We start from the raw sequence: 25,767 nt of genomic DNA on the forward strand, positions 1-25,767 counted from the left end.
TCCATTCTTCACAAAGACTACTCCCTCCTTTGAAAAAGGTGGGCTGGGGAGGATTAAAACCGTTGAATAGATCTACATAAGCTAAAACTATATACATGGACTACAAAATAGCTTTATAAGTGCGACGCTAAAACTAAAGACATAAAAAAACAGACCTACGTTACCGTAAGTCTGCTCCTCTTAGACATTCAGCTTACTTTACAAGTTTACGTAAATCTTGGCTTAAATCTAAATATTTATCCGCTTCAAACGCCGCATTCTTGCTAATCAATTTTTTCAAATGACGCATCTCTTTCGCAGCATTCACAGTGATACCACCCACGATTACACCGTCAGTAACACCAAACAAAACAAATGATGATTCTGCAGCTAATTCAGGATTTACTTCGCCACGTGCAATCCATTCGCTTGCAGCCATATCACCCACAAATTGATAGTTGATATTCAATTGATCTGTCCAGAACCACGCTGGATTTGGGGTTGGATGTTCAACACCCATTACATGACGAGCAAAGATACCTGCTTGAAGATTGGCATTTTCCCAAGTTTCGACACGACGGTGGTTACCACAGTCACGAAGCTGAGTCGCAACGTCACCCGCTGCATAAATATCTGGATGCGAAGTTTGGCAGTTATCATTCACTTTAATGGCAAAATCAACGTCTAAACCTGCATCAACCGCAAGTTGAGCATTTGGCACAATGCCAATACCATAGATAACTGCATCGGCACGAAGTTCTTCACCGCCTTCAATCGTGATCACCACTTCTTCGCCATCAAGCTTACAGTCAGAAATAGAAGTCGAAAGACGAACATCTACACCTGCAAGACGTTGTTGAGCCAATAAGAATTCGCTCAATACGCGTGGAGATGAACGCCCCATCACCATTGGACCCATTTCAATCACGGTCACGATACAGTCTTTAGAACGTGCTGAAGAAGCAAGCTCAAGACCAATCACACCACCGCCGATCAATACAATACGGCGACCCGCTTGTAATACAGGCACCAATGCTTGTGAATCTTCAAGGTTACGTAAGGTATAAACGTGTTTACCCAAAGCATCGAAATTCGGTAAACGGCGTGCTGCACCACCGGTTGCTAGAAGCAACTTGTCAAATGCAACAATTTCGCCATTTTTCAGTTCAACTGTTTTCGCATCGCTATGGATTTTCACAACGCCATTGCCACGAATATGTTCAACACCGAGTTCTGCCAATTTTTCTTCTGACAGAATTTCGATTTTGGTCTCTTCAGGTTTTAGAATTACGTCTTTAGACAAAGGCGGACGTTCATAAGGAAGATGTGTTTCATCACCCACCAAAATGATTTTGCCTTCATACTTGTTCGCACGGAGTTCTAAAATGGCGCTAGCACCAGCTTGACCAGCTCCAACAATAACGATGGTTTCGATACCATTTTGGCTCATGGGTTTGTTCCTTATTTCAATTCTGCAGATACGATGCCGAAGCCCGCAATCCACTCACTAATATCTTCGTAGCAATGTGTAGTCATGTCATATTCGCCCACTTCATGTAATGCAGCAAAGGCAGCCATCCAAGAACGAACTTCTTGACCACCACGACCGCCTTCAACACGAATTTCAGCTTCAGTCATCGCTTCAATGGCAACAAAGTCAGCTTTGGCGAAAGTATCAAGCAATGCACGATCCCATTCTGGGTTTAAAGGCACTGCGACAGAAGTATCACCCGCTGCGAGTTTTTGACCGACAGCAATGATTTTGCCTTGACGTATATTACGTGCCTCTTCAGTTGGGTTACGACCTGCAATCAGGAACTCTTCCACTTCTGGTGGAACTGAACCCATTTGCGGTGTTGGTGGATCATGTGAAAGACCACCTGTACCCAAAACAAGTACACGTTCATTCTCTAAGTTCAATGATTGAATAAACTGACCCACAGCACGACCCAAAGCGACTGTACGCTTAGTTGTCGGCATCGGTGCAGCCGCACCATTGATAAAAATTGGAATCGTTGGATAACGATCAAGCTTACCACCACAAAGGAAATGTAATGGTTGAGTCACACCATGGTCTGCCTGCATACGATAAGAGTATGCAACATCGACACCTTCATCCAATACGCGACGAACCAGACTGATTGCTGTTTCTTCAGGCACATTGATGTGGTCATTGTCTTTACCATAATCCCAATCACCTGCTGCTTTGGCACGAATACCGACGCAGAAAGATGGCATGAGGTCATAGAAGAAACCATTGAAATGGTCTGGACCAAAAGTAATGATCAATGTTGGATTATAGTCTTCAACTTCTTTAGCAAGTTTGGCAAAAGTTTCGCGAACTTTTTCCTCTTTGTATTTCTCTTGCGGAGAAGCGAATTCCATTAGGGGACTGTGCGATGCACAAATAAGTTTAACGGCCATGGGTGACTCCTAAACGGAAGGCAGCCAAGACGGCTGCCGAGTAAGTCCTTTACGTATTTGGCGAATTAAATCTCGTCAAAGAAGCCAGCACGTGGTTGACGTAAACCACGGATACCCAGACCACATTCAGCATTAATTAAAACACCAGTTAATGGGCGGTTGTTTTGACGAGAAGCCAATAACACGTATGAACCAGTCATATCTTCAGGTTCGGGTAAGAAATTGAGCGGCATGCCGCGTGCAATCTTCTCAGGATCACGTGCATCGAGTAGACCGAGGTTTTCTTGGCCTAAAGAAGCAGCGCCTTTGATGTTGACATTCATACCCGACGGAGCAACAGCGTTCACTCGTACTTTAGGCGCAAGCTCGTAGGCTAATTCTTTCATGATCCCAACGCCAGCATGCTTAGACGCTGTGTATACAGGGCCTCCGCCTGCCGAATACAGTGCTGAGTTAGACAAAGTAAATATGATAGAACCTTCCGAAGCTATCAATGCATCAAGTGCAGCTTTGGCACCTAAGATGAGAGATTTGGTGTTAATACCCATAATCTCATCAAAAGCTTTCTCCAGCTGTTCACCCGATGTATTGACGATATCTGCGTAATGATCCCAGATACCTGCGTTTCCGACGAAACAGTCAAGTTTGCCATAATGTTCTACAGTTGCTTGAACTGCACGAACATTATCCTCATAGCTGGCTACATCTCCTGCGATCGCAAGCACGCGGTCACCAAAATGTTCTTTCAATGCATCAACTTTCGATTGAGAACGTTGAAGAACAGCAACTTGTGCACCTTCTTCTAAGAAACGTTCAACCAATGCCCAGCCTAAGCCTGAACCACCACCGGTAATAAGTGCAACTTCGCCTTGTAGCCAACCCATGATTACTCTCCTGCCATCTCTACGTATAAAGCACCATCTTCAACAATCACAGGGAATGTCTTGATAGGATCTGTTGCTGGTAAGCATAATGCTTGACCAGTTTTCAAACAGAATCGAGCCGAATGAAGTGGACATTCAACAGTGCCATCATCTTCAAGGTAACCTTCAGACATTGAAGCATTACCATGTGAACAACGGTCGTTCATCGCGAAAAATTCGCCATTGTTGTTGAATACTGCAAGCGCATCGATACCGTTAACGCCGCAATCTACTTTCAATGCTTCGCCTTCGTCTAATTCGTCAACTTGGCAAACAAAAATCTTATTCATTAGAAGAACACGCTCAGGTTATGTGAGTTGTAAGTCACCTGATCAAGGGTAATCTTACGGTTGAAGATTTCGAAACCTTGCTCAGTGTCGACTTTGCGGATCTTGTCATGACGCTTACCACAGTAGATTGTTACATCTTTCTCTTTCTGGGTACGGTACAACAAGTACGTTACGTAAACGTCGTATTCGCCTTCAACTTCAGTCGCTTCAACAATCACATTTGAAACCATGTGTGTTGTACGTGAAGGAGGTTCTTCGGCCCATGCCATACCTGTCTCAAGACGGGCAACACGGCGTTCCAACAAATCTTTGGTATCGTTAAATACCCAAGTTGTAGGTGGCTCGATCGAACGGCGACGGTCACGAGTTTGAGCGTTCGGTGTAGTACGCAAGGTATAAGAAATATCTTCTGCCAATACGTCTAACCATTCGCGGAATTTCCAGTCGTCAAGCAATTTTGCTTCACGATAGAGGAACTGACTAATTTGGTGATGAAGTTCTAAACTGATTTGACTCATTTCATAAGCTCCTTCTCATATTCGTCAGCCGCAGCTTCAACGTCTTCCCATTTTTCATGAATCAATAAATCTGCCCAACGGCGGTACATACCACGTGCTGCAGTCTCAGAGAAAATATAGTTAGTGATACCCGGGATACCATCTTCACGTACTTTCTCGTTGCCTTTACCCATTTCCATAATGAGTTTGTTTTGACGTGCTTTATAACCACGTAATACTTTTTGGATTTCGATCCAGTTTTCAGAGTCATCTTGCTCTAGGAAACCAGCAGGACCGAAGGCACGTGTTGCAGAACGTTCAAATGCTGCTTGTACATCTTCTGGCGCGTCCGCATCACAGATACAGAATGCCCATACTTCAGTCTTGTTTGGACCACGTGGGTGCCATACACGAAGCGTTGCAGTACCGTTCAACCAAGATAGTGTTGGGAACATGGTGTTGTGACCAGCAAGACGCAGTGCACGAGTTTCACCTAGGCGTTCTTTCACTTCTTCATACGTTTCACGGAAGTAGTTTGCTACTTCACCATCCACCCATACGTTTGCGTCTGGTTTCTCAGTGAAGAAGAAGCCTGAACCGTGACCACGTGAACCGTATTGGATCGCGTCTTTGGCAGTTTCCCAAACTGGACGGGCAGTTTGTGCAGCACCTAATTTCTTAGAAGATTCATCATCTGGTTTAGCACCAAGCACCTGAATCGCAGATGCATGAGAGAACAACGCGTGGTATTGGTCAGAAGCGAACTGTTCAGCTGCAAATTTCCAGTTACAGTCGATTTCCCATTTGTGTACACCACCAACGATCACAGTACCACCTTCACGACGGTCTACAACGCCGTCCAGGTACCAAGCGATATCGCCCATGTATTCTTCTAGATCTGGAGTTGTTTCATCCCAGCAGCCGAATACTAAGCCTTTGTATGATTTAACGCGGTTAACTTCTACCAGACCCCATTGCTCTTTACATGCACCATGTGGGTAAGCACGATCTTCAAGCGGGATATCTTTTAGAGAACCGTCAATACCGTATGACCAGCCGTGGTATGGGCAAGTGAACGCACGTGTATTACCACAGTCCGCGAAGCTCACACGCATAGAGCGGTGACGACATTGGTTTAAGAATGCTTTGATTGAGCCATCTTTTTGACGTGCCACGATGATTGGATCTTCACCCATATAGGTATTGAAGAAATCGCCGGCTTTAGGAATTTGGCTCTCATGGCATAGGAATAACCATGTACGACCGAACACACGTTCTAATTCAAGTTCGTAGATGTCTGGATCTGTATAGATAGATGGCGTGATACGTCCATTTTGTGCATCGACTAAAGCATCGATTTCGCGCACATCAATTTTTCCACTCATGAAAAGCTCTCCTGTGACCATAAGGCACAAAGTAATAGACTCAACTTTTCAACGATGATGGATTTTAGAGCGATATTCGGGAAATATTTATTTTGTTTTAATTAAGAGATTTTATGGATTATTACGGTAGATTTTTTTTATAGTATTTTTTTTAAATTACCGAGAACACCATTTATTTCGTGAATGGCAAAATAATCCTCACGCAATAGTTGTTTATAGATTATACTGAACGAACTTCTAAGTAAGACATTTTTTGGATTACTCCACGGGTTGATTATATGGAATTACGACACTTACGCTACTTCATTACTGTTGCTGAAGAACTCAATTTCAGTAAAGCTGCGTTAAAACTTTATACTGCTCAACCTTCTTTAAGCCAACAAATTAAAGATCTTGAAGAAGATGTCGGCGTAAAATTGTTGCACCGGACTAAACGCAAAGTTGAGCTCACAGAAGAAGGTGCCGTATTTCTAGAACAAGCACGTTTGACACTAGCTCAAGCAGACAAGGCCGTAGCGATGGCACGTCAGGTTTCACAAGCCAAACAACAGATGCTGCGCATTGGTTTTGTGCCTGTCGCAGAGATGAAAATCTTCCCATACGTCTTGCCAAATCTGCGTGTTCAAAACCCAGAACTCAAAATTGAATTACTTAGTTTAAATAATCGCGATCAGATGAAATTGCTGCAAAAAGGTGAACTAGATATCACTTTTACTCGCAATAACTTTCATAGCGACGAAATTGAAAGTCAGTTTGTACTACGTGAACCATTGATCTTTATTTTACCCAAAGATCACCCTTTAGCGAAGTACGAACGTATTCCAGTTAAAGCATTGAATGGTATTGATTTTATCATTCCTGCACGCGAACAATCAGGCACATTGCATGAAGCCATTTTAGACTTTGCTTCTAACCATGGCGTTCAATTTAATATCGTGCAAAAAGCCGACAATATCCTGTTTAACATTAACTCCATCGGCATGGGTTTAGGCTGCACGATCCTACCGGGATACATCGCGCCATTGACCATGAACAATACTGTCATTCGTCCTTTAGATGTCGAATTACCGTATCTAGACCTGTACGTAAGTTACCGAAAAACGGCGAGTTCTGTGGCTGTAGATAAATTCCTTGAACTGCTAACCAAAGTTTTTTATCTCGATATCAATCGCGAACAGCGTTAATTTTCGCCAAGTCATAATTTATAGATATAGCACCATTATTTTTGAAATAAATAATGGTGCTTTTTTTATGGCTAAAAAGTCGCTTTTTTAATCCTTTAAATGTTTTAATCGACGCATTTTATCTATCATGCATATCGACTTGATGGAAAATAACTTATAAATTTTAGTTTAGATATTGATAAAAATTGCTAAGAATAGCCGATTTACAACTTAAGTCTAATAAATAATTCCCCTTCCCCAACCATTTAGATGAGCTTATTTTATGCCTTTTTACTGATTTAGACCGTACACTGTCGACCTGTTAATGCGAATAATACTCATTTAAAGTATTTCTGTCAAAAGATTTATATAAAAAAAAGGATGGCAAAACCATCCTTTTTTTGAATTTCATGTCAGTGACAAGAAATTACACACCACGCGCTTTTAAATAATCTTTAATCACGGTGTTGAATTCTTCTGCTTTTTCAACTTGAGACCAGTGGCCACATTGGCTGAAAATATGCGCATCAGCATGAGGAACGGTATTCAAAATATCCCACGTACGAGATACAGGAATCACCACGTCTTGTACACCGTGAATCAACAATACTGGCACAGTAATGTCTTTCATTTTTTCAAAATCTAATGGGAATTCGAAACGGTCACGGTCACGTGCGCCAACAACATCCATCAAACGGTTAGATGCATAGTCATTTGCAGCAGATGCAAAACGTACTTTTACTAATTCATCAGTAATCAAGTCTTTGTTTACAACAAACATAGACAAGGTTTTCTTGATGCCTTCTTCGGTTAATACAGGGTTTGCATGTGCTTTAAGTGCTGCAGTTTGTTTAGCACCGCCTGTACCCATAGAAACGATACCCAATACACGTTCTGGATAGTCCAAAGCCATTTGGAATGCTAACCAGCCACCGAGTGAGTTACCCACTAACCAAGTTTTTTCAATACCTAGGGCATCTAACGTACGTACAGCGTGATCAACCCAAGCACGGATACCATAAGCAGTATTCGGTGCAACAACAGTTTGACCATAGCCAATCGTATCGATAGCGATACAACGTGCTTGTTCACCAATTTGTGGAAGGTTTAACCACCAGTTTGCAGCAGCAGATACACCTGTACCTGAACCGTGTAAAAATAGAATTGGTGTGCCTTCACCCACTTCGTGGTAATGCGTTAATTCGCCTTCAGCAGTTTCAATCCATTTATCTTCTAAACCAAAGAATGAATCAGTTGTATAGTCAGGAATCTGAACAGTGCTCATACATGCTCCTCGTATTGCGTAGAGCTTATGTTTCAATCCATAACGGATTTAAACACAAGGGGGACTCTTTTGGATTTTGTGGTTTTTACAGTCTCATATTACCTGTTCAGCCACTGCTAACTGATACATATTTACGATCATAAACAACAAATAGACTATAATTTAAGTTATTGTTTTTTAAATATATAACTCAAAAATATATCCATAAAATCTTTGAGGTATTTCTTTTTTAAATAACCCAGCAAATAAAAAGGGAAGCAATGAATCCACTTCCCTCTTTTTTATCCTGAGAAATTAGAACTTATAGGTATAAGTTGTCGCGACACGGTACTCTTGCAAGTCAGATTTGTAATCGAAATCGGCATCGATATACATTGCCTGGAAGCCTAAGCCCTTCAACTTACCTTCAGGCACGGTGTAGTTCACAATTAAGTTCAATTCATCTGACTTCTGATCTTTAAGACCAGCAATTTCTGCATCTGAACCTGTGAAATACACAGCAGTTGTATTTAAGCCTTTCACACCCATTTCTGAGAAATCATAGCCATAAGTAAAGCCCCATGATTTTTCATTTTTTGCAGTAAATGTTGCTATACCCCAGTTGACTAAGTACGGCTGCGGCACCCATCCACCCAGTGTTGGGAATGCATTATCACCAAACATTTGTTGATAACCCAAACCAAAGGTATGCGAACCGTAATTCACTTTCGCACCAACCGATAACGCTTGGTTATCAATTTCGCCATACAGTTTGTCACCCGAATCTGAGTTGTCAAAATAACGGATATGGCTATCCAGTTTGGCTTTGTCACCTAACTTAGTTTTATAGTTCGCGCCGACATATTGCTGTGTGTAAATGTCTTGAACATCGGCATACCAATAGCTACCACCAATTTCAGGTGTAAATTGATGGTCAATACCCGCAATATACATACCATCAGAAGTTGGCCCAAGATCATAATGACCTATGGTGCCATCTGGTAATCTTTTACCTGGAGCGAACATTGATAAATCACGGAATTGGTTGTCATAACGGTTATTGATCCCGTCAATGTATGCCAAAGTTAACTTAGTATCTTTAATCTCTTTCGATTCTAACCATGCACCGCTATAAGTCGTCATTAACTGACGTGATGGATCGAAAACCAACACTGGAGACACTGGTAATAACTCACCCACTTTCAACTCAGTTTCAGATACTTTGGCTTTAAGGGTCACGCCCACTTTACCAAAGTTATCTTTTGATTCTTTACCATCGTGCGGCAAGATCCAGTCTGGGTTTTTATCACGTGCATTAAGTTTAAATGCATGTTGAACCAAAAGGTCAGCACCCACTTGAATACCTGCACCAATATCTTGATACCCTGACTTGGCATCCAAAGTCACACCCTGTGACCATGAACCCCAGTTACCCGCCGGATTTTCTTTAATTTGACGGTCTAAGTAGAAGTTTTTAAATTTCAATTGTACTTGGCTGTCGTCAACAAAGTCCGCATAAGTTGCAGATGTTCCTAATGTTGCTGTCGCAGCAAGAATTGCTATCCATAAATTTTGACGACGCATGGCTTATTCCCAGTGATCAAATTAAGCTATGACATCATCATGCTCAACAATACCTTGGAAAAAAATCCGACTACAGTATTAAGGTTTATCAGGCTTTTGTACGACTTGAACTTTGGAAGTTATTTCTGGTTATTTTCCTTAGAGATTAAAACAATAACTCTTTTTTATCATTTAGAACAACTGATTAAATTAACCCCATGTTTTATTAACATAAAATTTAAAGTTTTTTATTTTTCGCAATTACATACGCTGTATTAATTGCTTTTAAGTTTAATCAAAGTTTTTTGCTGAGATTTATCCTTATTTTAGTTATAAAATTTAGATATAACATGATATTTAATTTATATAATCATCAACAACTTAAAGTTAAATTTCACCACCATGACTGCTCGAAATCGACCATTGGTTCGCAGAACTTTTCTTATTTCAATCCGCTTTCCATGCCTCAAATCAATCTCAACGTAATCTCAAGCCCATCTCAAACCAAAACAGCCACTTCAGACATAAAAAAAGCGCCCATTTCGGGCGCTTTTTGATTTAAAGCAAATTAAGCATTGGCTTCTTTTGCTTTAGACATGGTCAATGCCAAGTCTTCGATCATATCTTCTTGACCACCAACCGTACCACGACGACCAAGCTCAAGAAGAATTTCACGCGCAGAAACGCCATATTTCGCTTCAGCACGTTTCGCGAATAACAAGAATGATGAGTAAACACCGGCATAACCTAAAGTTGCTGCATCACGGTCAGCACGGATCTGATGTGTCATCATTGGAATGATTAAATCTTCCGCAACATCTTGAACTTTAAACAAGTCCACACCTGTCTCCATTTGCATACGGTTGGCAACCGCAACAAACAATTCAAGTGGAGTATTACCTGCACCTGCACCTAAACCTGCAGAAGCTAAATCGACACGCGTTGCACCAGCTTGAACCGCTGAAACAGAGTTCGCAACACCCATACCTAAGTTATGGTGACCGTGGAAACCGATTTCGATCTCTGAAGCCAGGTTGGCACGTAAAATACCCACGCGGTCAGTCACATCTTGAGGCAACATATAACCAGCAGAGTCAGTCACATAAATACAGTTTGCACCGTATGACACCATTTTGCTGGCTTCTTCCAAAAGTTTTTCAGGAGTTGCCATGTGCGCCATCATCAAGAAGCCCACAGTGTCCATGCCAAGTTTACGTGCAGCAGTAATGTGCTGTTCAGAAACGTCAGCTTCAGTTGAGTGCGTTGCAACACGAATGGTTGCTACACCAACATCATGTGCCATTTTCAAATGGTCAACCGTACCAATACCAGGAAGTAAAAGTGCAGATACTTTCGCCTGTTTCAGGTTTGGAATCACCGCTTTTAGGTATTCTTCATCGGTTGCTGCTGCAAAACCATAGTTCACAGAGTTACCGCCTAAGCCGTCACCATGCGTAACTTCGATTAAAGGTACACCTGCATCATCCAAAGAAGTTGCAATGGCAACCATTTGTTCAGGTGTAGTTTGATGGCGCATAGGATGCATACCATCACGTAAAGTCATATCATTAATAATAATCTTAGACATGTGGCTACTCCTTAAGCTTCAGCAGTGTTTAATACGCGTTCTGCAAACATTTCTGCAGTACGTGCAGCTGCCGCAGTCATAATGTCGAGGTTACCTGCATATTTAGGAAGATAATCACCTAAACCTTCAACTTCTAAGAAGATTGAAACACGGTTACCGTCAAATACAGGACCATTTACAAGTTTGTAACCTGGTACATATTTTTGAACTTCAAGAATCATCGCATGTACAGATTCAGTGATTGCTGCTTGATCTGGTTCACCTTCAACAAGACAGTGAACAGTATCACGCATCATCAGTGGTGGCTCAGCAGGGTTAATGATGATGATCGCTTTACCTTGTTTCGCACCGCCCACTTTTTCAATAGCGCCAGCAGTCGTGCGAGTAAATTCATCAATGTTTTTACGTGTACCTGGACCCACAGATTTTGTTGAAACTGTTGCAATGATTTCGCCGTATTCAACAGGCTGAACTCGTGAAATCGCAGCAACCATAGGAATCGTTGCCTGACCACCACATGTCACCATGTTGACGTTCGGAACTTCACCTGCGTCCAATAACGCTTCTAAGTTTACTGGTGGTACGCAGAATGGACCGATTGCAGCAGGTGTTAAGTCAATCATTAACACGCCAAGTTCATTTAATTTGCGGCTGTTTTCAGCATGAACATAGGCAGAAGTTGCATCAAATGCGATTTTAATGTCGTCTTCAATTACGTGTGCAAGTAAACCATCTACGCCTTCAGCAGTGGTTTTTAAACCCATTTTAGCAGCGCGAGCCAAACCTTCAGACGTTGGGTCAATACCAACCATCCATACTGGTTCTAAAAATTCGCTGCGTTGAAGTTTGTAAAGCAAGTCAGTACCAATGTTCCCTGGACCGATCAATGCACATTTAATCTTTTTCATGAATGTGTACTCTTAAAAATTCCGTAAAACCCAAGCTTATTTCGCTGCAAATGCTGCAGTCACAGAACCAAAGCCTTCAATTTCAACTTTGAATTCATCACCAGGATTTGCCACAACCATTGGGCCTAAGGCACCGGTCAATACGATGTCACCTGCAAGCAATGGACGACCACGACGAACCATTTCGTCAGCCAACCACACTGCTGCATTTAATGGGTTAGAAAGACACGCTTTACCCACACCTTGTGAAACCACTTCTTCACCACGAGTCATGACCATTTTGCAATTTACAAGGTCAAGATCTGCAAGTTTTACAGGCTTAGAACCCAGCACAAAACCTGCTGAAGATGCGTTATCTGCCACAGTATCAATCAACGAGATTTTCCAGTTTTCGATACGGCTATCGACCACTTCAATTGCAGGCAGTGCATATTCTGTTGCACTAATAATGTCTGCATAGGTGTGTTTTTCTTTGGTCAAATCTTGGTTAATCACCAAAGCAATTTCTGCTTCAACTTTTGGCTGAATCAATAAACCAGCAGGGATTTCTTCACCATCGCCATACGCCATGTCAGCAAACAACATACCGAAGTCAGGTTGATCAACGCCTAACTGCGCTTGTACAACTTTTGAAGTTAAGCCAATTTTACGACCTACAAGGCGACGACCTTCTGCCACCGCACGTTTGGTATTCACTTCTTGAACGGCATAAGCAATATCTACATCAGCACTTTCACCACCAAGTTGTGGACGGATCGGCGCAATCGCAGCCTGATTTACTTCCGCATCGCGTAATGCTTGCGCAACTGATTCAACAACAGCAGAATTCGACATCAATGTTTCCTTAAACTGCAAAAATTGGATGCACAACGTGTTTCATCCCGATCACCATCAAAATCAAAGTGATGAAAGTCATGTCAGGATTCGCCTAAAGCATTTCACTTGACATACTACACGTTATGTTTAGATGCATTTAGCATCGAGATTTTAGAAAGTGAATACCAATACTTATTTTATTTATGACTATAGCTATTAGCTATAAATTAATCATTATTTGTTATTAATATTCAAAAACTTAAGTTAAAATAATTAAATAAAATTCACTATTTTTTTCGCCCTTAAATCTGAATCTCTACTAAAAAACTTGGCTTATACGACTAAAAGATAAGATTAAAAGATTATTTTAGCGTCAGGCCAGCTTTTACACATAGGTGTTCAATTTCATATGATTTAGTTTAATAAATTGGAAATTTAAAAATAAATCAATAAACAACAATAAGATAAAACCAAAAATTCAAACAAAAAATCTATTCCAGCTTGTGGTAAAAGGCCAAATAGTTGCGCTCAACTTTTTAAGGTAAATTTGCTAGAAGACTGCTTGTTATTGTAGAAAAATCTAGTGTTATTACTTTTTTAAATAATTGAATTTACTCATTTCATCAAGTAGAGCTTGCGTTACTATTCATTTGGTAACAAAAAAGGTGAAAACAAATTTCACCCTTTTTACTCGTTTGTATCTAAAACTATACAGCTAGACGTAATTTCACGTGTTCTAGTAGAAATTCAGTCAAATCACCTACGCTATGTGCAATATGTAAGGGTTGAAAATACTGGAGTGTTTCTACAGTATGCACTCCATAGCTCACGCCTACACGTGGCATCTGAATATTGAGGGCCATTTCTAAATCATAAGATGTGTCACCGACCATAATGGCTTGATCAGGACGCAGCCCTGTTTCCGCCAAAATTTCTGCCAACATTAATGGATCTGGCTTAGATTTGGTTTCACTGGCTGCTCGGGTCGCACAAAATAGCTCATGACTTTGCGTTTGAGCCAAAACACGGTCTAGACCTTTACGGCTTTTCCCCGTTGCAACAGCCAACTGTAGACCGGCATCACGTAATTCCTGCAACATATCCGCGATACCATCAAACCACATATCCCCTTTGGAATGGGCCACATAGTGATCGGCATAACTTTGCAAAATGTCGCTGTGCAATTCAGGAACCGTCGGAAATAACCGCTGTGCGACTTCCGGCAGACCTAAACCAATAATACTTTTCGCATCAGCATCGGTCAGTGGCTGTGAATATTGATCTGCTGCAAATTTCAAACTCGCTACAATTTGACCCACAGAATCAAATAAAGTGCCATCCCAATCGAAAATGACTAGTTTTACAGCTGAGTTCATACGTTTTCCTAGATTTGATTCAGTGTTTGGTAATTCAGATTCTGGAGTGCATCAATTTATTTACCTCACCCCGGCCCTCTCCTTAAAGGAGAGGGCGAAAGAAAACATGCGAAGCAGTACTGCTCAGGGAGAGAAGTCTCGTATTTAAAACTTACTCGTCATCTTCTGAAGACTTCACCACTTTGTCGGCTTTTTGCGCGCGTAGCTGCGCCACAAGGCTTTGCATATCTTCTGGCAATGGCGCTTCAATGGTTTGGTAACCCGGAATTTCTAAACGCATAGCATGCAGACATAAACGACGTGGCTTTGGACCACGGTATTCAGTTTCATGACCGTATTTTTCATCGCCCACCAATGGATGACCAATACTTAAACCATGTACACGGATCTGATGGGTACGGCCCGAAAGTGGAGACGCATACACCAATGTGGCATGCATAAAACGTTCTTTCACGTTCCACAGCGTCTTCGACTCTTTACCTTCTTTAGGTGATACACGAACACGACGCTCGCCATTTGCCAGTTCGTAACGATGCAAAGGCTGATCAATGAGCTGCTTATCCAAACTCACCACGCCTTTCACCACAGCAGCATAAGTTTTTTGGATTTTGTGCTCACGTAACATGTCTTGCAGGCTTTTTAACACACTACGTTTTTTCGAAATCATCACCAACCCAGAAGTGTCGCGGTCAATTCGGTGAATCAGCTCAAGGTATTTCTTCCCTGTTGCGGCACGTAAGCCTTCGATCAAGCCATACGCCACACCACTACCGCCGTGAACAGCAATACCAGAAGGTTTGTTTACCACCATTAAGCCTTCATCTTCGTACACCACACGGCTCAGTAAACTTTGTGCCACTTTGTCCGATACGGGAACCGCAGACTCATCTTTTTGCTCATAACGAATTGGAGCAACTCGAACTTGGTCACCAATATTGAGTTTGGTTTCCGCTTTGACGCGTTTTTTATTGACGCGGACTTGGCTTTCACGAATCAGACGATAAATGCGACTTTTAGGCACACCTTTCAGACGACTAAACAGGAAATTATCAATACGTTGACCCGCCTGATGCTCGTCCACTTCAAACCAGGTGACGCTTTGCCATTCTTGCGTAGAATTCATACAGTTACTGTGACCTAAAAAAATACTAAAATTGATTAAAAATTGATCATTTAAGCTATACTTTTCGCAAGAAACATAAGCTTAGCCCATAGGCAGATGATGCAAGGTTTGATATAGTCAGCGCACGGAAACCACCGTAACTGAGTAAAAGTTGATTCATTTCAGTATTTACTGTCATTGAACTTTCAAGCAATTACTCATTTAGCTCGGAAAGGTCCCAAAAGAATTATGCCGACGCCGAAGGCTTATTATATCGGCAAAACTGCAAACTGTTGCGTTTAATTGTGCCGTAGGTACATAAAACAGTTTGCCCCAAAAAAATATGTGCCAACCAAGGTTGGTTTTTAAACGTAAACTGATACACATCAGACCAGTCGCTCCCTGGAAATCGTGTTCAGGCCACAACGTTTGATGCATTGGATCTGCACAGTTTGTAAAGGTACGATGATAATTCCGTATCAAGACGCTCTATCAGATATGAATGGATGCTCTTCGAGCAATGTGACAGTGAAAGTTACTCACATCCAATGCACCGTTTGTCCGCCAGTGAAACGCGTTCAGGTGACTTTAATCGTTTAAAAGATTGAAGCCGTATTGCCATCATCAATACGTGAATCAAAAATCGTTGCCCACCCAAAGAAGGTCGGTACACATGCACAGATGATGTTTTTCGATCTGTGCAACTTGATCCATGCTATCTGATGCTCGCTACGAGTCAGGCGATGTTCTTCTGTGTATCACTATTAGGTGTTACACCCATGAAACGTATGTTGATTAATGCAACACATGCCGAAGAAATTCGCGTTGCACTTGTCACTGGTCAGCGTCTTTACGATTTTGACTTAGAGAATCGTACCCGTGAACAAAAAAAATCGAATATCTATAAAGGTCATGTGACTCGCGTAGAGCCGTCTTTAGAAGCTGTATTTGTTGAATACGGTGCAGGTCGTCAAGGCTTCTTGTCGATGCGCGAAATTGCTAACTCTTATTACAAAGCTGATCCTCGCCAAACTTCAAACATCCGCGAATTGATCACTGAAGGCACTGAGCTTTTAGTTCAAGTGGAAAAAGAAGAACGTGGTAATAAAGGTGCTGCCCTTTCTACATTTATCTCACTTGCTGGTCGCTATTTGGTCTTAATGCCAAACAACCCGAAAGGTGGCGGTATTAGCCGTCAAATTTCAGGTTCAGTTCGTGAAGAATTGAAAGAAATGTTGGCGTCTTTAAATGTCCCTCGTGGCATGAGCGTGATTGTACGTACTGCAGGTATTGGTCGTTCTCAAGAAGAACTCCAACTTGACCTTCAACACTTGCTGGACCTTTGGGCACAAATCCAAAGCACATCAAGTTCAGGTCCATCACCAATGTTGGTTCACCAAGAAGCCGGTGTGGTTACACGTGCAATTCGTGACTATTTACGTGATGATGTTGCTGAAATTTTAATTGACTCTGAGCAAGCGTATAACGAAGCGTATAACTTTGTTAAAGCGGTGATGCCACGTCAAATCGACAAATTAAAAACCTATACGTTAAATGAACCGTTATTTGCTCATTTTGGTATTGAAAGTCAAATCCAAACTGCCTATGAACGTGAAGTAAAACTTCCTTCTGGTGGTTCAATTGTGATTGACCAAACTGAAGCATTGGTTTCAATTGATATTAACTCTGCAAAATCAACACGTGGTAGCGACGTAGAAGATACAGCGCTCAATACCAACCTTGAAGCTGCTGAAGAAATCGCTCGCCAATTACGTTTACGTGATATCGGTGGTTTGGTTGTGATCGACTTCATCGACATGACCAAAGACCGTAACCAACGTATGGTTGAAGCTAAACTTCGTGAAGCAACACAAAGTGACCGTGCACGTATCCAATTCGGTCAACTGTCACGCTTTGGTTTGATGGAAATGAGCCGTCAACGCTTACGTCCATCGCTTGAAGAAGCCACTGGTTATGTGTGCCCACGCTGTCATGGCACAGGTATGGTACGTGACCTACGTTCTTTATCACTTTCAATTATGCGTAAAGTGGAAGAAATTGCGCTACGCGAACGTCATGGTGAAGTTCAAGTTGAAGTGCCTGTTGAAATTGCTGCATTCTTATTGAATGAAAAGCGTCACAGCCTTGTATATCTTGAACAAACTTCAAATGTTCGTGTGACTGTACTTCCACACCCTCACCTAGAAACACCACATTACGAAATTTCGTATAACCCTGAAGGTTTTGCACCTACAAGCTATGAACGCACTGAAGCGACACGTTCTAGCGAAAAAGAATTGGGTTACGAAGCATCTGAATGGCATTTAGGTGAAGAACAGGCCGCTGCTGCTCAGCAACAAGCACCTGTACAACAACAAGAAAAAGGCCACAAAAAGAATAAGCAACAACCCGTTGCTGCTCAACAAGCACCTGCACAAGTTGCCGCTCCTGCAGCATCATCTAGTCCATGTGCATGGTTAGAAAACTTATTTGTGCAAAAACAAGCTGCAACCGTTGACCAGTCGCGTACTGCAAACAATGCCGCTGCTGCAATTGAACAAATGGTAAATAGCGGTGCTGCAAGCCGTGGCCAGTTTGGTCAAATTACCCCTGCATCGGCAGCGCCTGTTGTTGTCGTAGACAATAATGCTTACCTTGCGCCTTCTTCTGTTGTGCACAAACAAGAACGTGACAGCCATTCAGAAAAAGCTGACCGTGAAGAAAAACGTCACAACAAAAAGCGTACTAAGCATAAAGAACCACGTGAACAAGAAGCTCAACCGCATCAAGTTCATGAAGAAGTGTTACAACCTTCACGTCAAGATCGTCAAGAGCAGCGCAATAACGAAGCACGTCAAAACGAACGCCAAGAGCAACGTTCTGAACGTCAAGAACCGCGCCAAGACAACCGTCAAGACCAACGTGAAAACCGTCGTAACTCACGCCGTCAACATAACAATGAACAAGTACAGCACGATGTTCAAAACAATGAACAACCGCAGTCTGTTCCACGTCGTGACCGTAACAACCAACAACGTCCAAATCGCCCAAATCGCCACCGCGATCAAAGCGTATTGAACGAGCAAGTGATTGCTCAGGAAGTTGCAACTGAGCAACAATCTGAAAACCGCAATCAACGTCAACCTAAAGTTGAAGTTGTTGATGCACCACGTCAAGACGTGATACCAACAGCACTTGTAGTAAATGTTGATCAAGCTCAAAGCGAAATCGTAGCGCTAAATACTGCCCCAGCAGTTGAAAAACCTGTAGAAACCCCAGTAGTCCAAAAAGCCGCTGTCGTTGAAGCAGAAAAAGTGGAAAAACCTGCGACTGAAACAAAAGAAGCAGCGCATAAACCACAGCATGCGCAGCAAAAACCGTCTCGTGCAAGCAATGACCCTCGTCAGCGCCGCCGTGAACAGCGTGAAGCTCGTGCTCAACAAGCACAGGCTCCGAAAATTTCGCCATCTCAAGTGCCGACACTAGGTCAATACACTATAAGCAGCTTGATTAAGCATGTATACGGCGAAGACTGCTCAGTACTGATTGAGCAATTTGGCTTAATTCCAACATTCAACCGTGCATTGCAAAAATTCACGGAAGAATATGCCGCAACTTTGACTGCACCTGCAGCTGAAACAGCTGTAGAGAAAAAGCCTGTCACTCGTGATGTTCAAATTGCAAAAGCTGCACCTGAAGCTGAACCAGCGCCAATGTTGGATTTGACACCACCAAAGCCTGTGTCAGATAAACGTGTTGCTAATGACCCACGTGAGCGTCGTCGCCTTGCTAAACTTGCCGCTGAACAAGCGAAACAAGACCAAGCAAAAGCACATGCTGAGGTGGAAGCTACGCCTGTCGCAGACACTACTATTGAGGCGCCTGTAGTTGCAGAAGCTAAAGCTGCTACAGTTGAAGCCAATGTATCCGACGTTGCAGGTCAAACTGAAGCACCTGAACACGTTCAAGCTGAAGTACCGACACCCGTTCAAGCTGAACTGGATGTGAGTGCGCAGCCTGAAAAGACGGAAGAAGTGTCTGAAGCTCCTACTAAACCAGTAGAAGAAAAAGCTCAAGCCGTTGAAACGGAAAAGAAAGTTGAGGTTCCTGTAGACGAAAACTCGGCCGCTGAAGGTGAAAAACCTGCACGCCCTCGTCGTCCTCGCGGTCGTCCACCGAAAAAAGCAAACACCGCAACTGAGCAGTAATTTGCTATTTTGCAGGTGAATAAAAAAATCCAGTCATTTCGGTGACTGGTTTTTTTTTGATACTTTTGTCAAATTAGGTTGATTGCACTAGATCGAAACGATTAAAAGACAATTGTAGAATTTGCTGCAAATTTCATTGCAAAGAAATAGACCGTATCGGATTACGAAAAATAAATAGGATTCACATGAGCCAAACTACACAACACGACCTTATTGGGATTGCTGATGTTGCAGCAAAAATTCCCGCGTTCATTAGCAAAGTACCCAACCTGTTGAGTGGTCTAAAGCAAGCCTATTTACGTACCCCAAATACTTCCGCAGGCTTGGGAATTGCATTTGAAAAAGCCGTAAAGCGTAATCCTAAAGGTTATGCGCTTTATTTTGAAGAGCAAAAATATACCTATAACGAACTCAATGAATGGGCCAATCAAATTGGTCACTATTACCTTGCACTCGGTGCAAAAAAAGGTGATGTGATTGCGGTGATGATCGAAAACCGATCTGAACTCGTTGCAACCATCGTGGCTTTAGCCAAAATTGGCGTCACCAGTGCCTTAGTAAACACCTCACAAGTCGGCAAAGTCCTGACACACAGCATCAACTTAGTAAACCCAATTGCGGTAATTGTGGGCGAAGAATGCCGTCAAGCCGTAGAAGAGATTCGTGGTGATCTCAGTGTAGCTGCAGATCGTTTACATTGGTTCGCAGATCAAGCCACTCGTGTAGATGCTGGTCAAGCACCTAAAGGCTTCTTAAACCTTGCAGAAGCGATTGATGAATTTCCAAAGTTCAACACACCCACCACTGCAAGTGTAAAAGGCAAAGACGGTCTATTTTATATCTACACCTCTGGGACAACAGGCTTACCTAAAGCGGTGATTTTCACCAACAGCCGTTGGACTTTGGCTTATGGAACTTATGGTCACGTCCTTAATCTGAATAAAGATGATGTGATGTATGTAACCTTGCCGCTCTATCATGCTACAGGTACTGTGGTTTGTTGGTGTGGGGTGATTGCAGGTAGCGCCACCCTTGCCCTGCGCCGCAAGTTCTCGACCTCTTCATTTTGGAAAGATGTACAAAAATTTGATGCATCAGCCATTGGCTATGTGGGCGAACTTTGCCGCTATTTGATGGATGCCCCACATTCAGACCTTGAAAAAGGCCATCGTGTGAAAAAAATGATTGGTAACGGCATGCGACCAAACATTTGGGATAAGTTTAAAGAACGCTTTGGAGTCGAAGAAGTCCTTGAACTCTATGCGTCAAGTGAAGGCAACGTCGGCTTTAGTAATGTGTTTAACTTCGACAATACCGTTGGTTTTTCACCAACGCCTTATGCGATTATTCAGTTTGATAAAGAAAAAAATGAAGCTGTACATGATGCTAAAGGTCGCTGCATTAAAGTGAAAAAAGGCGAAGTCGGCTTACTCATCGGTAAAATTACCCGTCGCTCACCTTTCGATGGCTATACCGACACAGAAAAAAACAAATCCGTCATTATGAAAGATGTATTCAAGCATGGTGATTCATACTTCAACACTGGTGACTTGGTTCGAGACATTGGCTTCCGACATGCACAATTTGTCGACCGTCTAGGCGATACTTTCCGCTGGAAAGGTGAAAACGTTTCAACCACTGAAGTTGAAAATATGGTGAGTGAGTACGATAAAATTGCTGAAGCTGTGGTTTATGGCGTAGAAATTCCAGATACCAATGGCCGTGCAGGTATGGCTGCCATCACGCTCACCGATGGTGCCGAACTCAACGAACAAGATTGTAGTGAAATGGTTCTACAATTTAAAAAATGCTTACCAGCGTATGCTGTACCGGTATTTTTACGTGTACAGAAAAAAGTCGAAACCACAGGCACATTTAAATACCAAAAAAACAAGCTGAAAGAACAAGCTTTTGATCCTAAGCAAACTGATGAACGTTTATTGGTATTGCTGCCAAATGCAACTGCTTACTGTGATTTAACTCCTGAAATTTATGCCAATATTCAGGCATATAAATACCGTTTTTAAGCAAATAGCGCTCATTTTAGCGACAGATATCCGCTAAAATGAGCTACTTTGTTGTATTTATAATCAAACACAAGCAAGTTTATGATTTTTTACTTGCGCTTGAAGCAGATCTTGCTACAATACGCACCATCAAGCGAAATGGGTCGTTAGCTCAGTTGGTAGAGCAGTAGACTTTTAATCTATTGGTCCCGCGTTCGAGTCGCGGACGACCCACCATTTCCTTCGATACCACAAGATGGGTCGTTAGCTCAGTTGGTAGAGCAGTAGACTTTTAATCTATTGGTCCCGCGTTCGAGTCGCGGACGACCCACCATCTTTCTAAAATGCCAGTTTTAGATTACAATCTTGTGCATACCCCCTAAGGGTCGTTAGCTCAGTTGGTAGAGCAGTAGACTTTTAATCTATTGGTCCCGCGTTCGAGTCGCGGACGACCCACCATTCTTTCTTAGGGCTTCTTTCTTCCGGCAGTTGAAGAAAAAGAAACCTGCAGGTTCCGACCAAGACAAACCATCACCATTACTGGTTTTGATTCGCCATTCTCGAAATTTTGCTATAGCGATGTTGCGAAGTATCATTCTTGTCTTGCTAGATGAAGTATTTGACCTGAAAAATTTTAGATAACAAATATTCCCTAGTATTCAAAACTACGCGCTTCGTTTATCTTGCTAAAATTTTAAAATGCTCTTTTAAAATTTTCCCAGGGTTGTTAGCTCAGTTGGTAGAGCAGTAGACTCTTAATCTATTGGTCGTGGGTTCGAACCCCACACAACCCACCAATTCTATGTCGTATTAATAATTCAATTTTTTATAAGCTAGTTGCATTCGATTAGCCAAGATTTGCGAATTTCACGCCGACGCTCAAACGCAATTTATAATTTTATTTACTTCATTCGCAGTATTTAATTTGGGTCTTTCACCAAGGTATAGGCATGTTGCGGCTGAGGATAACCCTTGGAAAATAATTCCTGATTTCGATCAACTTCACCTTGACGAATTTTGTCTAAATCCATGGTGATTTTATTTTCATTAATCACGTGATAATAAAAATTCACGCCTTCTTTTCGATGAACCACCAGCTCGGTATGTGCTTCATTGACACTCCACGTATCCTTACGGTATTTCACATTAATGCCTGGCGTATTGGTTTTTTCAGCAAACACTTTACCAATTTGAATAATACTGCGGTGTACCGTGCCATCTGGCAATAAGTTAAGAATGAACTCCGCATCGCCTTCTGGGCATGGAATAAAACTGTCATCGCATTTTACTTTGGCATGAAAACGTCCAATAAAAATTTTGGCATGCTCAGGAACAGGAGCTGACTTTATGTCATCGTCATTCGGCAATGTCGCCTGCCCTGCCACTTGGGTTAATTTTTTTCCATGATCTTGCTTCGCTTGAACTTCCGATGCGACAGTTGATGCTGAACTTTCACCCTTATCCGCTGCGGGTTGAGGCGTTGGACTACAACCAATAAAAGAGAGGCTGAACACTCCTGCAAACACTGAAAGATATGCAAATTTCATCAAAAAAGGTGAAGCCGATGTTTTCATATAATGTGCCAAGACCAATCATTCATTGGTTTTTTCAGTTCTTGCTGACTTAATATTGTAATCAAAAAATCAACGCTGTATACATATATTTGCGATATATGTTAATCATATCTCATTGTTATCGTTGATATTTAATTAATAATCAAGCTATTTTAAAGGCAAACTAATCAAACCAATTCTTCAAATTACATAACTTTACTTAATTTTTTTTCTGCACCCTTTAAATCGCAAAGCTTGTCACCATTTCTATAATATGAATTTGGAAATATTCAAATTTATTCTTTTTTGAAGGAGACCTGAATGGCCAATGTTGGTTTATATCGCTCAAACCGCTCTAACATGATTGCTGGTGTGATGGGGGGTATTGCTGAACGTTTTGGTTGGAATGCAAATTTACTGCGTATTATTTTTATCTTTGTATCATGCTTAAGCGCAGCCTTTCCCGGTATTTTGGTGTACTTGGTTTTATGGTTAGTCATGCCTAAAGCACAAGATAACTTTTTCCGTACCAATGGCTATTCAGACCCTATTCGTACTGTGAATGATGACAGACGTTAAAATCCTTTGACCCAGTTTGGTCGCTACGGTTTCTCCCCCAAGATTCCGTAGCTTTTTTTTGCCTATATATTGGCAAAGCCATATTTAAGTCTGATGAATTTAAATCAAAGTTTAAAGCTTAAGATTTTGTTTGCTGATTTAACTGTTGATATAAGGCGGCAATCATATCGGCACGGCTAATCATTCCCACCAACCGTTTTTGCTCAACAACTGGAATATAATTAAAAGATCTTTCCACAAAATATGGCACCAAGTCTTCAATCGGCTGATCCGGCTGCACGGTCACCACTTTGGGATTCATAATTTGATAAACGTGATTTTCCCAACTGGCTTTGGGGTCTGCGGCACGTTTAAACCATTCCACTACATCATATAAAGCCAAATTTCCCACCAAGCGATCCAAATCACTCACCACAGGCAAACTCATCAAATTGACTTGTTTAAACTTTTCCAATGCTGACTGAATATCATCTTCTGCACGCAGGGTAATCACTTGCTGACTCATGATGTCACGACAATGAAACTGGCTTAGGCCACGACGACTGGCTAATTGCTGTGCTTCTAAAATAATTTTTTGTAAGTCATATTCACTAATATCAAGCAACTGACTTTGCTGTTCTAAGACTTGCTGAATATCCGCTGGCTGAATCGACACTTTTTGTGTCGGTGTTGGATCTGTCGTCCGAGTATTGACTTGTGCTTTTTGTGGATACTGCTTGCCTAGTAATCGGTTATAAATGATAGCAACCACCATCAAGAGGACCGAATTTAAAAGGACTGGATAAAAAAGAAAGGCATAGCCTAAATCATGGACTGCCTCTCCGCCCAATACCGCTGTAATCGCCACGGCTCCACTTGGTGGATGCAATGAGTCTGTGGTCATCATTAAGATAATCGCTAATGCAACCGCGATACTAAATGCTTCGGTTAAATTAGGAATAAACATCGCACACGTCACGCCAATCAAGGCCGCAAGACTATTACCGACTACCATATTCCACGGCTGTGCCAATGGGCTGGCAGGTACAGCAAAGAGCAGTACGGACGATGCGCCCATCGGGGCGATATACCACGCATTTAAGTCATCTAGCGCCAGCCAACTGATCAGCGAAGAAATACTCAGGCCCAGCAAAGCACCTACCCCACACAGGATGCGGTCTTTTAAAGGCAGAACTTTAAAGTTGGGTTTAAGCGTATTGAGCCAAGCTGATTTTGCGTGAAACACGAGATACCTTGTTTGTTGTTTTGCGAGATGTGGCAATTATAAAGCCATGCAAGCAATAAGATGTATTCAACTTACATCTTTATCTTATAAATTTTACTTTTGATTCTTTTGAATGATGTATACGCCGCTTACTTGCGTAGTTTTATCCCAAGAAATGAGCCTAAAATTCTCATTATATGTTACTGATAATTAAAATAAAAAATCTATCAGCGCTCACATCTGTACTCACTAAAACAAAGGAACATTTAGGCGGTCAGCTTATTCATCTTGATCAATTAAATCTTCACTGCCATAAATAATTTTCTGAGCTGTTTCATCATACACAATAGGAAACCATTCATAATAAGCCGAAGGGATTCGTTCAACTCGAATACGTCCAATCACATAATTATGCCCACCCAATAAATCAACAGTGAATCGAGCTGGACGAGCGATAACTAGCTGTGAATTATGATCAATGACGAGCTCAGTTTTTCCCTGTTCTACAGCGGTGGTAAACCGTCCGTGAATAGGTGAGTCAAAAGCCATTCCTCGTGTGACTTTTCGCGTCCCCTGCTGACCATTGACCTCAAGCAAAAGACCTTCGCTCATTTGATACTTTGAGCTGACCACTAACTGCTGTTTAATCAAATTCTTACATTCCGCGTTGCAAGAATTTGTAATAGTCGCAATTTTTGAAGCGTGAAGTGATGAATCTGAATACAAAGCTACAGGCGTCGTACTACAGGCAGATAGCACCATACTTATCACAATAAAAGACTTCTTAAACATTGTTATCGCTCATCATTCAATTTATTCATCCACTTTATGCCACAAGTAACTTCGTTTTTATTCTGTACAATAGGAAAATATAAAATTCTGCGCATCATTAAAACATCAAAGCTTGATTCAAGAATGATTAACCCTTTGCCACACACC

At 41.9% G+C, this 25,767-nt stretch carries 20 protein-coding genes, 4 tRNA genes and 1 pseudogene; 8 read left to right on the top strand and 17 right to left on the bottom strand.

Annotation, left to right across the window (positions count from 1 at the left end; all coding sequences use genetic code 11):
• Window positions 1–193 precede the first annotated feature (193 nt).
• The 6 genes from hcaD to hcaE all read right to left on the bottom strand — a co-directional run bounded on the left by hcaD (window position 194) and on the right by hcaE (window position 5,498).
• Window positions 194–1,429: a 3-phenylpropionate/cinnamic acid dioxygenase ferredoxin--NAD(+) reductase subunit gene (gene hcaD / locus B1201_RS06340; RefSeq protein ID WP_078192770.1), complete on the bottom strand. Its 1,236-nt coding sequence runs from the start codon at window positions 1,427–1,429 to the stop codon at window positions 194–196.
• Between the two features lie 11 nt (window positions 1,430–1,440).
• Complete coding sequence (locus B1201_RS06345) at window positions 1,441–2,403, bottom strand: 3-carboxyethylcatechol 2,3-dioxygenase (protein WP_078192771.1); 963 nt, start codon at window positions 2,401–2,403, stop codon at window positions 1,441–1,443.
• 65 nt (window positions 2,404–2,468) lie between these two features.
• Window positions 2,469–3,287, bottom strand: coding sequence for a 3-phenylpropionate-dihydrodiol/cinnamic acid-dihydrodiol dehydrogenase (hcaB, locus tag B1201_RS06350; RefSeq protein WP_078192772.1), 819 nt, complete (start codon window positions 3,285–3,287; stop codon window positions 2,469–2,471).
• A gap of 2 nt (window positions 3,288–3,289) precedes the next feature.
• Entirely contained in the window at window positions 3,290–3,616 is a 327-nt protein-coding gene (gene hcaC, locus B1201_RS06355) for a 3-phenylpropionate/cinnamic acid dioxygenase ferredoxin subunit (RefSeq protein WP_067763933.1), read from the bottom strand.
• Entirely contained in the window at window positions 3,616–4,134 is a 519-nt protein-coding gene (hcaF, locus tag B1201_RS06360; protein WP_078192773.1) for a 3-phenylpropionate/cinnamic acid dioxygenase subunit beta, read from the bottom strand. Before hcaF ends, hcaC begins: the two co-directional genes overlap by 1 nt.
• Complete coding sequence (gene hcaE / locus B1201_RS06365; protein WP_078192774.1) at window positions 4,131–5,498, bottom strand: 3-phenylpropionate/cinnamic acid dioxygenase subunit alpha; 1,368 nt, start codon at window positions 5,496–5,498, stop codon at window positions 4,131–4,133. The genes hcaF and hcaE overlap by 4 nt, the downstream gene beginning before the upstream one ends.
• Window positions 5,499–5,776: 278 nt before the next feature.
• On the opposite strand from hcaE, the gene hcaR reads away from it, so the two are divergent.
• Window positions 5,777–6,682, top strand: a complete 906-nt coding sequence (hcaR, locus tag B1201_RS06370) for a DNA-binding transcriptional regulator HcaR (RefSeq protein ID WP_078192775.1) — start codon at window positions 5,777–5,779, stop codon at window positions 6,680–6,682.
• A 406-nt stretch (window positions 6,683–7,088) separates the two neighbouring features.
• Here hcaR and B1201_RS06375 read toward each other — a convergent pair whose 3' ends face one another.
• From B1201_RS06375 to B1201_RS17295, 8 genes and pseudogenes are all read right to left on the bottom strand, one after another.
• Window positions 7,089–7,946, bottom strand: a complete 858-nt coding sequence (locus B1201_RS06375) for an alpha/beta fold hydrolase (RefSeq protein WP_078192776.1) — start codon at window positions 7,944–7,946, stop codon at window positions 7,089–7,091.
• Window positions 7,947–8,240: 294 nt separating this feature from the next.
• A complete protein-coding gene (locus B1201_RS06380; RefSeq protein ID WP_078192777.1) occupies window positions 8,241–9,509 on the bottom strand; it encodes an OprD family outer membrane porin in 1,269 nt (422 codons plus the stop codon).
• Between the two features lie 547 nt (window positions 9,510–10,056).
• On the bottom strand, window positions 10,057–11,076 hold the full coding sequence (gene dmpG / locus B1201_RS06385) for a 4-hydroxy-2-oxovalerate aldolase (protein WP_078192778.1): 1,020 nt from the start codon (window positions 11,074–11,076) through the stop codon (window positions 10,057–10,059).
• 11 nt (window positions 11,077–11,087) lie between these two features.
• Window positions 11,088–11,984: an acetaldehyde dehydrogenase (acetylating) gene (locus B1201_RS06390; protein WP_078192779.1), complete on the bottom strand. Its 897-nt coding sequence runs from the start codon at window positions 11,982–11,984 to the stop codon at window positions 11,088–11,090.
• Between the two features lie 36 nt (window positions 11,985–12,020).
• Complete coding sequence (gene mhpD / locus B1201_RS06395) at window positions 12,021–12,818, bottom strand: 2-keto-4-pentenoate hydratase (protein WP_078189749.1); 798 nt, start codon at window positions 12,816–12,818, stop codon at window positions 12,021–12,023.
• A gap of 689 nt (window positions 12,819–13,507) precedes the next feature.
• Window positions 13,508–14,176 (bottom strand): HAD-IA family hydrolase, encoded by a 669-nt coding sequence (locus tag B1201_RS06400; RefSeq protein WP_078192780.1) that lies wholly within the window; start codon window positions 14,174–14,176, stop codon window positions 13,508–13,510.
• A gap of 151 nt (window positions 14,177–14,327) precedes the next feature.
• Entirely contained in the window at window positions 14,328–15,299 is a 972-nt protein-coding gene (locus B1201_RS06405) for an RluA family pseudouridine synthase (RefSeq protein WP_078189751.1), read from the bottom strand.
• Between the two features lie 55 nt (window positions 15,300–15,354).
• Window positions 15,355–15,663 (bottom strand): annotated as a pseudogene (locus B1201_RS17295) (hypothetical protein).
• A 394-nt stretch (window positions 15,664–16,057) separates the two neighbouring features.
• Between B1201_RS17295 and B1201_RS06410 the strand changes: the two are divergent.
• The 6 genes from B1201_RS06410 (at window position 16,058) to B1201_RS06435 (ending at window position 22,289) form a co-directional block, all read left to right on the top strand.
• Window positions 16,058–19,486, top strand: a complete 3,429-nt coding sequence (locus B1201_RS06410) for an Rne/Rng family ribonuclease (protein ID WP_078192781.1) — start codon at window positions 16,058–16,060, stop codon at window positions 19,484–19,486.
• A gap of 185 nt (window positions 19,487–19,671) precedes the next feature.
• Entirely contained in the window at window positions 19,672–21,513 is a 1,842-nt protein-coding gene (locus B1201_RS06415) for a long-chain-acyl-CoA synthetase (protein WP_078192782.1), read from the top strand.
• A 140-nt stretch (window positions 21,514–21,653) separates the two neighbouring features.
• Window positions 21,654–21,729 (top strand) — tRNA-Lys (locus B1201_RS06420).
• 21 nt (window positions 21,730–21,750) lie between these two features.
• Window positions 21,751–21,826: transfer RNA gene (locus tag B1201_RS06425), tRNA-Lys, on the top strand.
• 49 nt (window positions 21,827–21,875) lie between these two features.
• Window positions 21,876–21,951, top strand: a tRNA-Lys gene (locus tag B1201_RS06430).
• A gap of 262 nt (window positions 21,952–22,213) precedes the next feature.
• Window positions 22,214–22,289: transfer RNA gene (locus tag B1201_RS06435), tRNA-Lys, on the top strand.
• Window positions 22,290–22,412: 123 nt separating this feature from the next.
• Here B1201_RS06435 and B1201_RS06440 read toward each other — a convergent pair.
• Window positions 22,413–23,066, bottom strand: a complete 654-nt coding sequence (locus tag B1201_RS06440; protein ID WP_228144756.1) for a hypothetical protein — start codon at window positions 23,064–23,066, stop codon at window positions 22,413–22,415.
• A 300-nt stretch (window positions 23,067–23,366) separates the two neighbouring features.
• Between B1201_RS06440 and B1201_RS06445 the strand changes: the two genes are divergently transcribed.
• Window positions 23,367–23,624, top strand: a complete 258-nt coding sequence (locus B1201_RS06445; RefSeq protein ID WP_078189754.1) for a PspC domain-containing protein — start codon at window positions 23,367–23,369, stop codon at window positions 23,622–23,624.
• Between the two features lie 118 nt (window positions 23,625–23,742).
• Here the strand turns inward: B1201_RS06445 and B1201_RS06450 are convergent, their stop codons facing one another.
• Together B1201_RS06450 and B1201_RS06455 are read right to left on the bottom strand one after the other, a co-directional pair.
• Window positions 23,743–24,849, bottom strand: coding sequence for an HPP family protein (locus tag B1201_RS06450; RefSeq protein ID WP_078192783.1), 1,107 nt, complete (start codon window positions 24,847–24,849; stop codon window positions 23,743–23,745).
• 258 nt (window positions 24,850–25,107) lie between these two features.
• Entirely contained in the window at window positions 25,108–25,620 is a 513-nt protein-coding gene (locus B1201_RS06455; protein ID WP_078192784.1) for a hypothetical protein, read from the bottom strand.
• Window positions 25,621–25,767: the final 147 nt, after the last annotated feature.

The organism is Acinetobacter sp. ANC 5600 (genome assembly GCF_002018395.1).
Classification (GTDB): domain Bacteria; phylum Pseudomonadota; class Gammaproteobacteria; order Pseudomonadales; family Moraxellaceae; genus Acinetobacter; species Acinetobacter amyesii.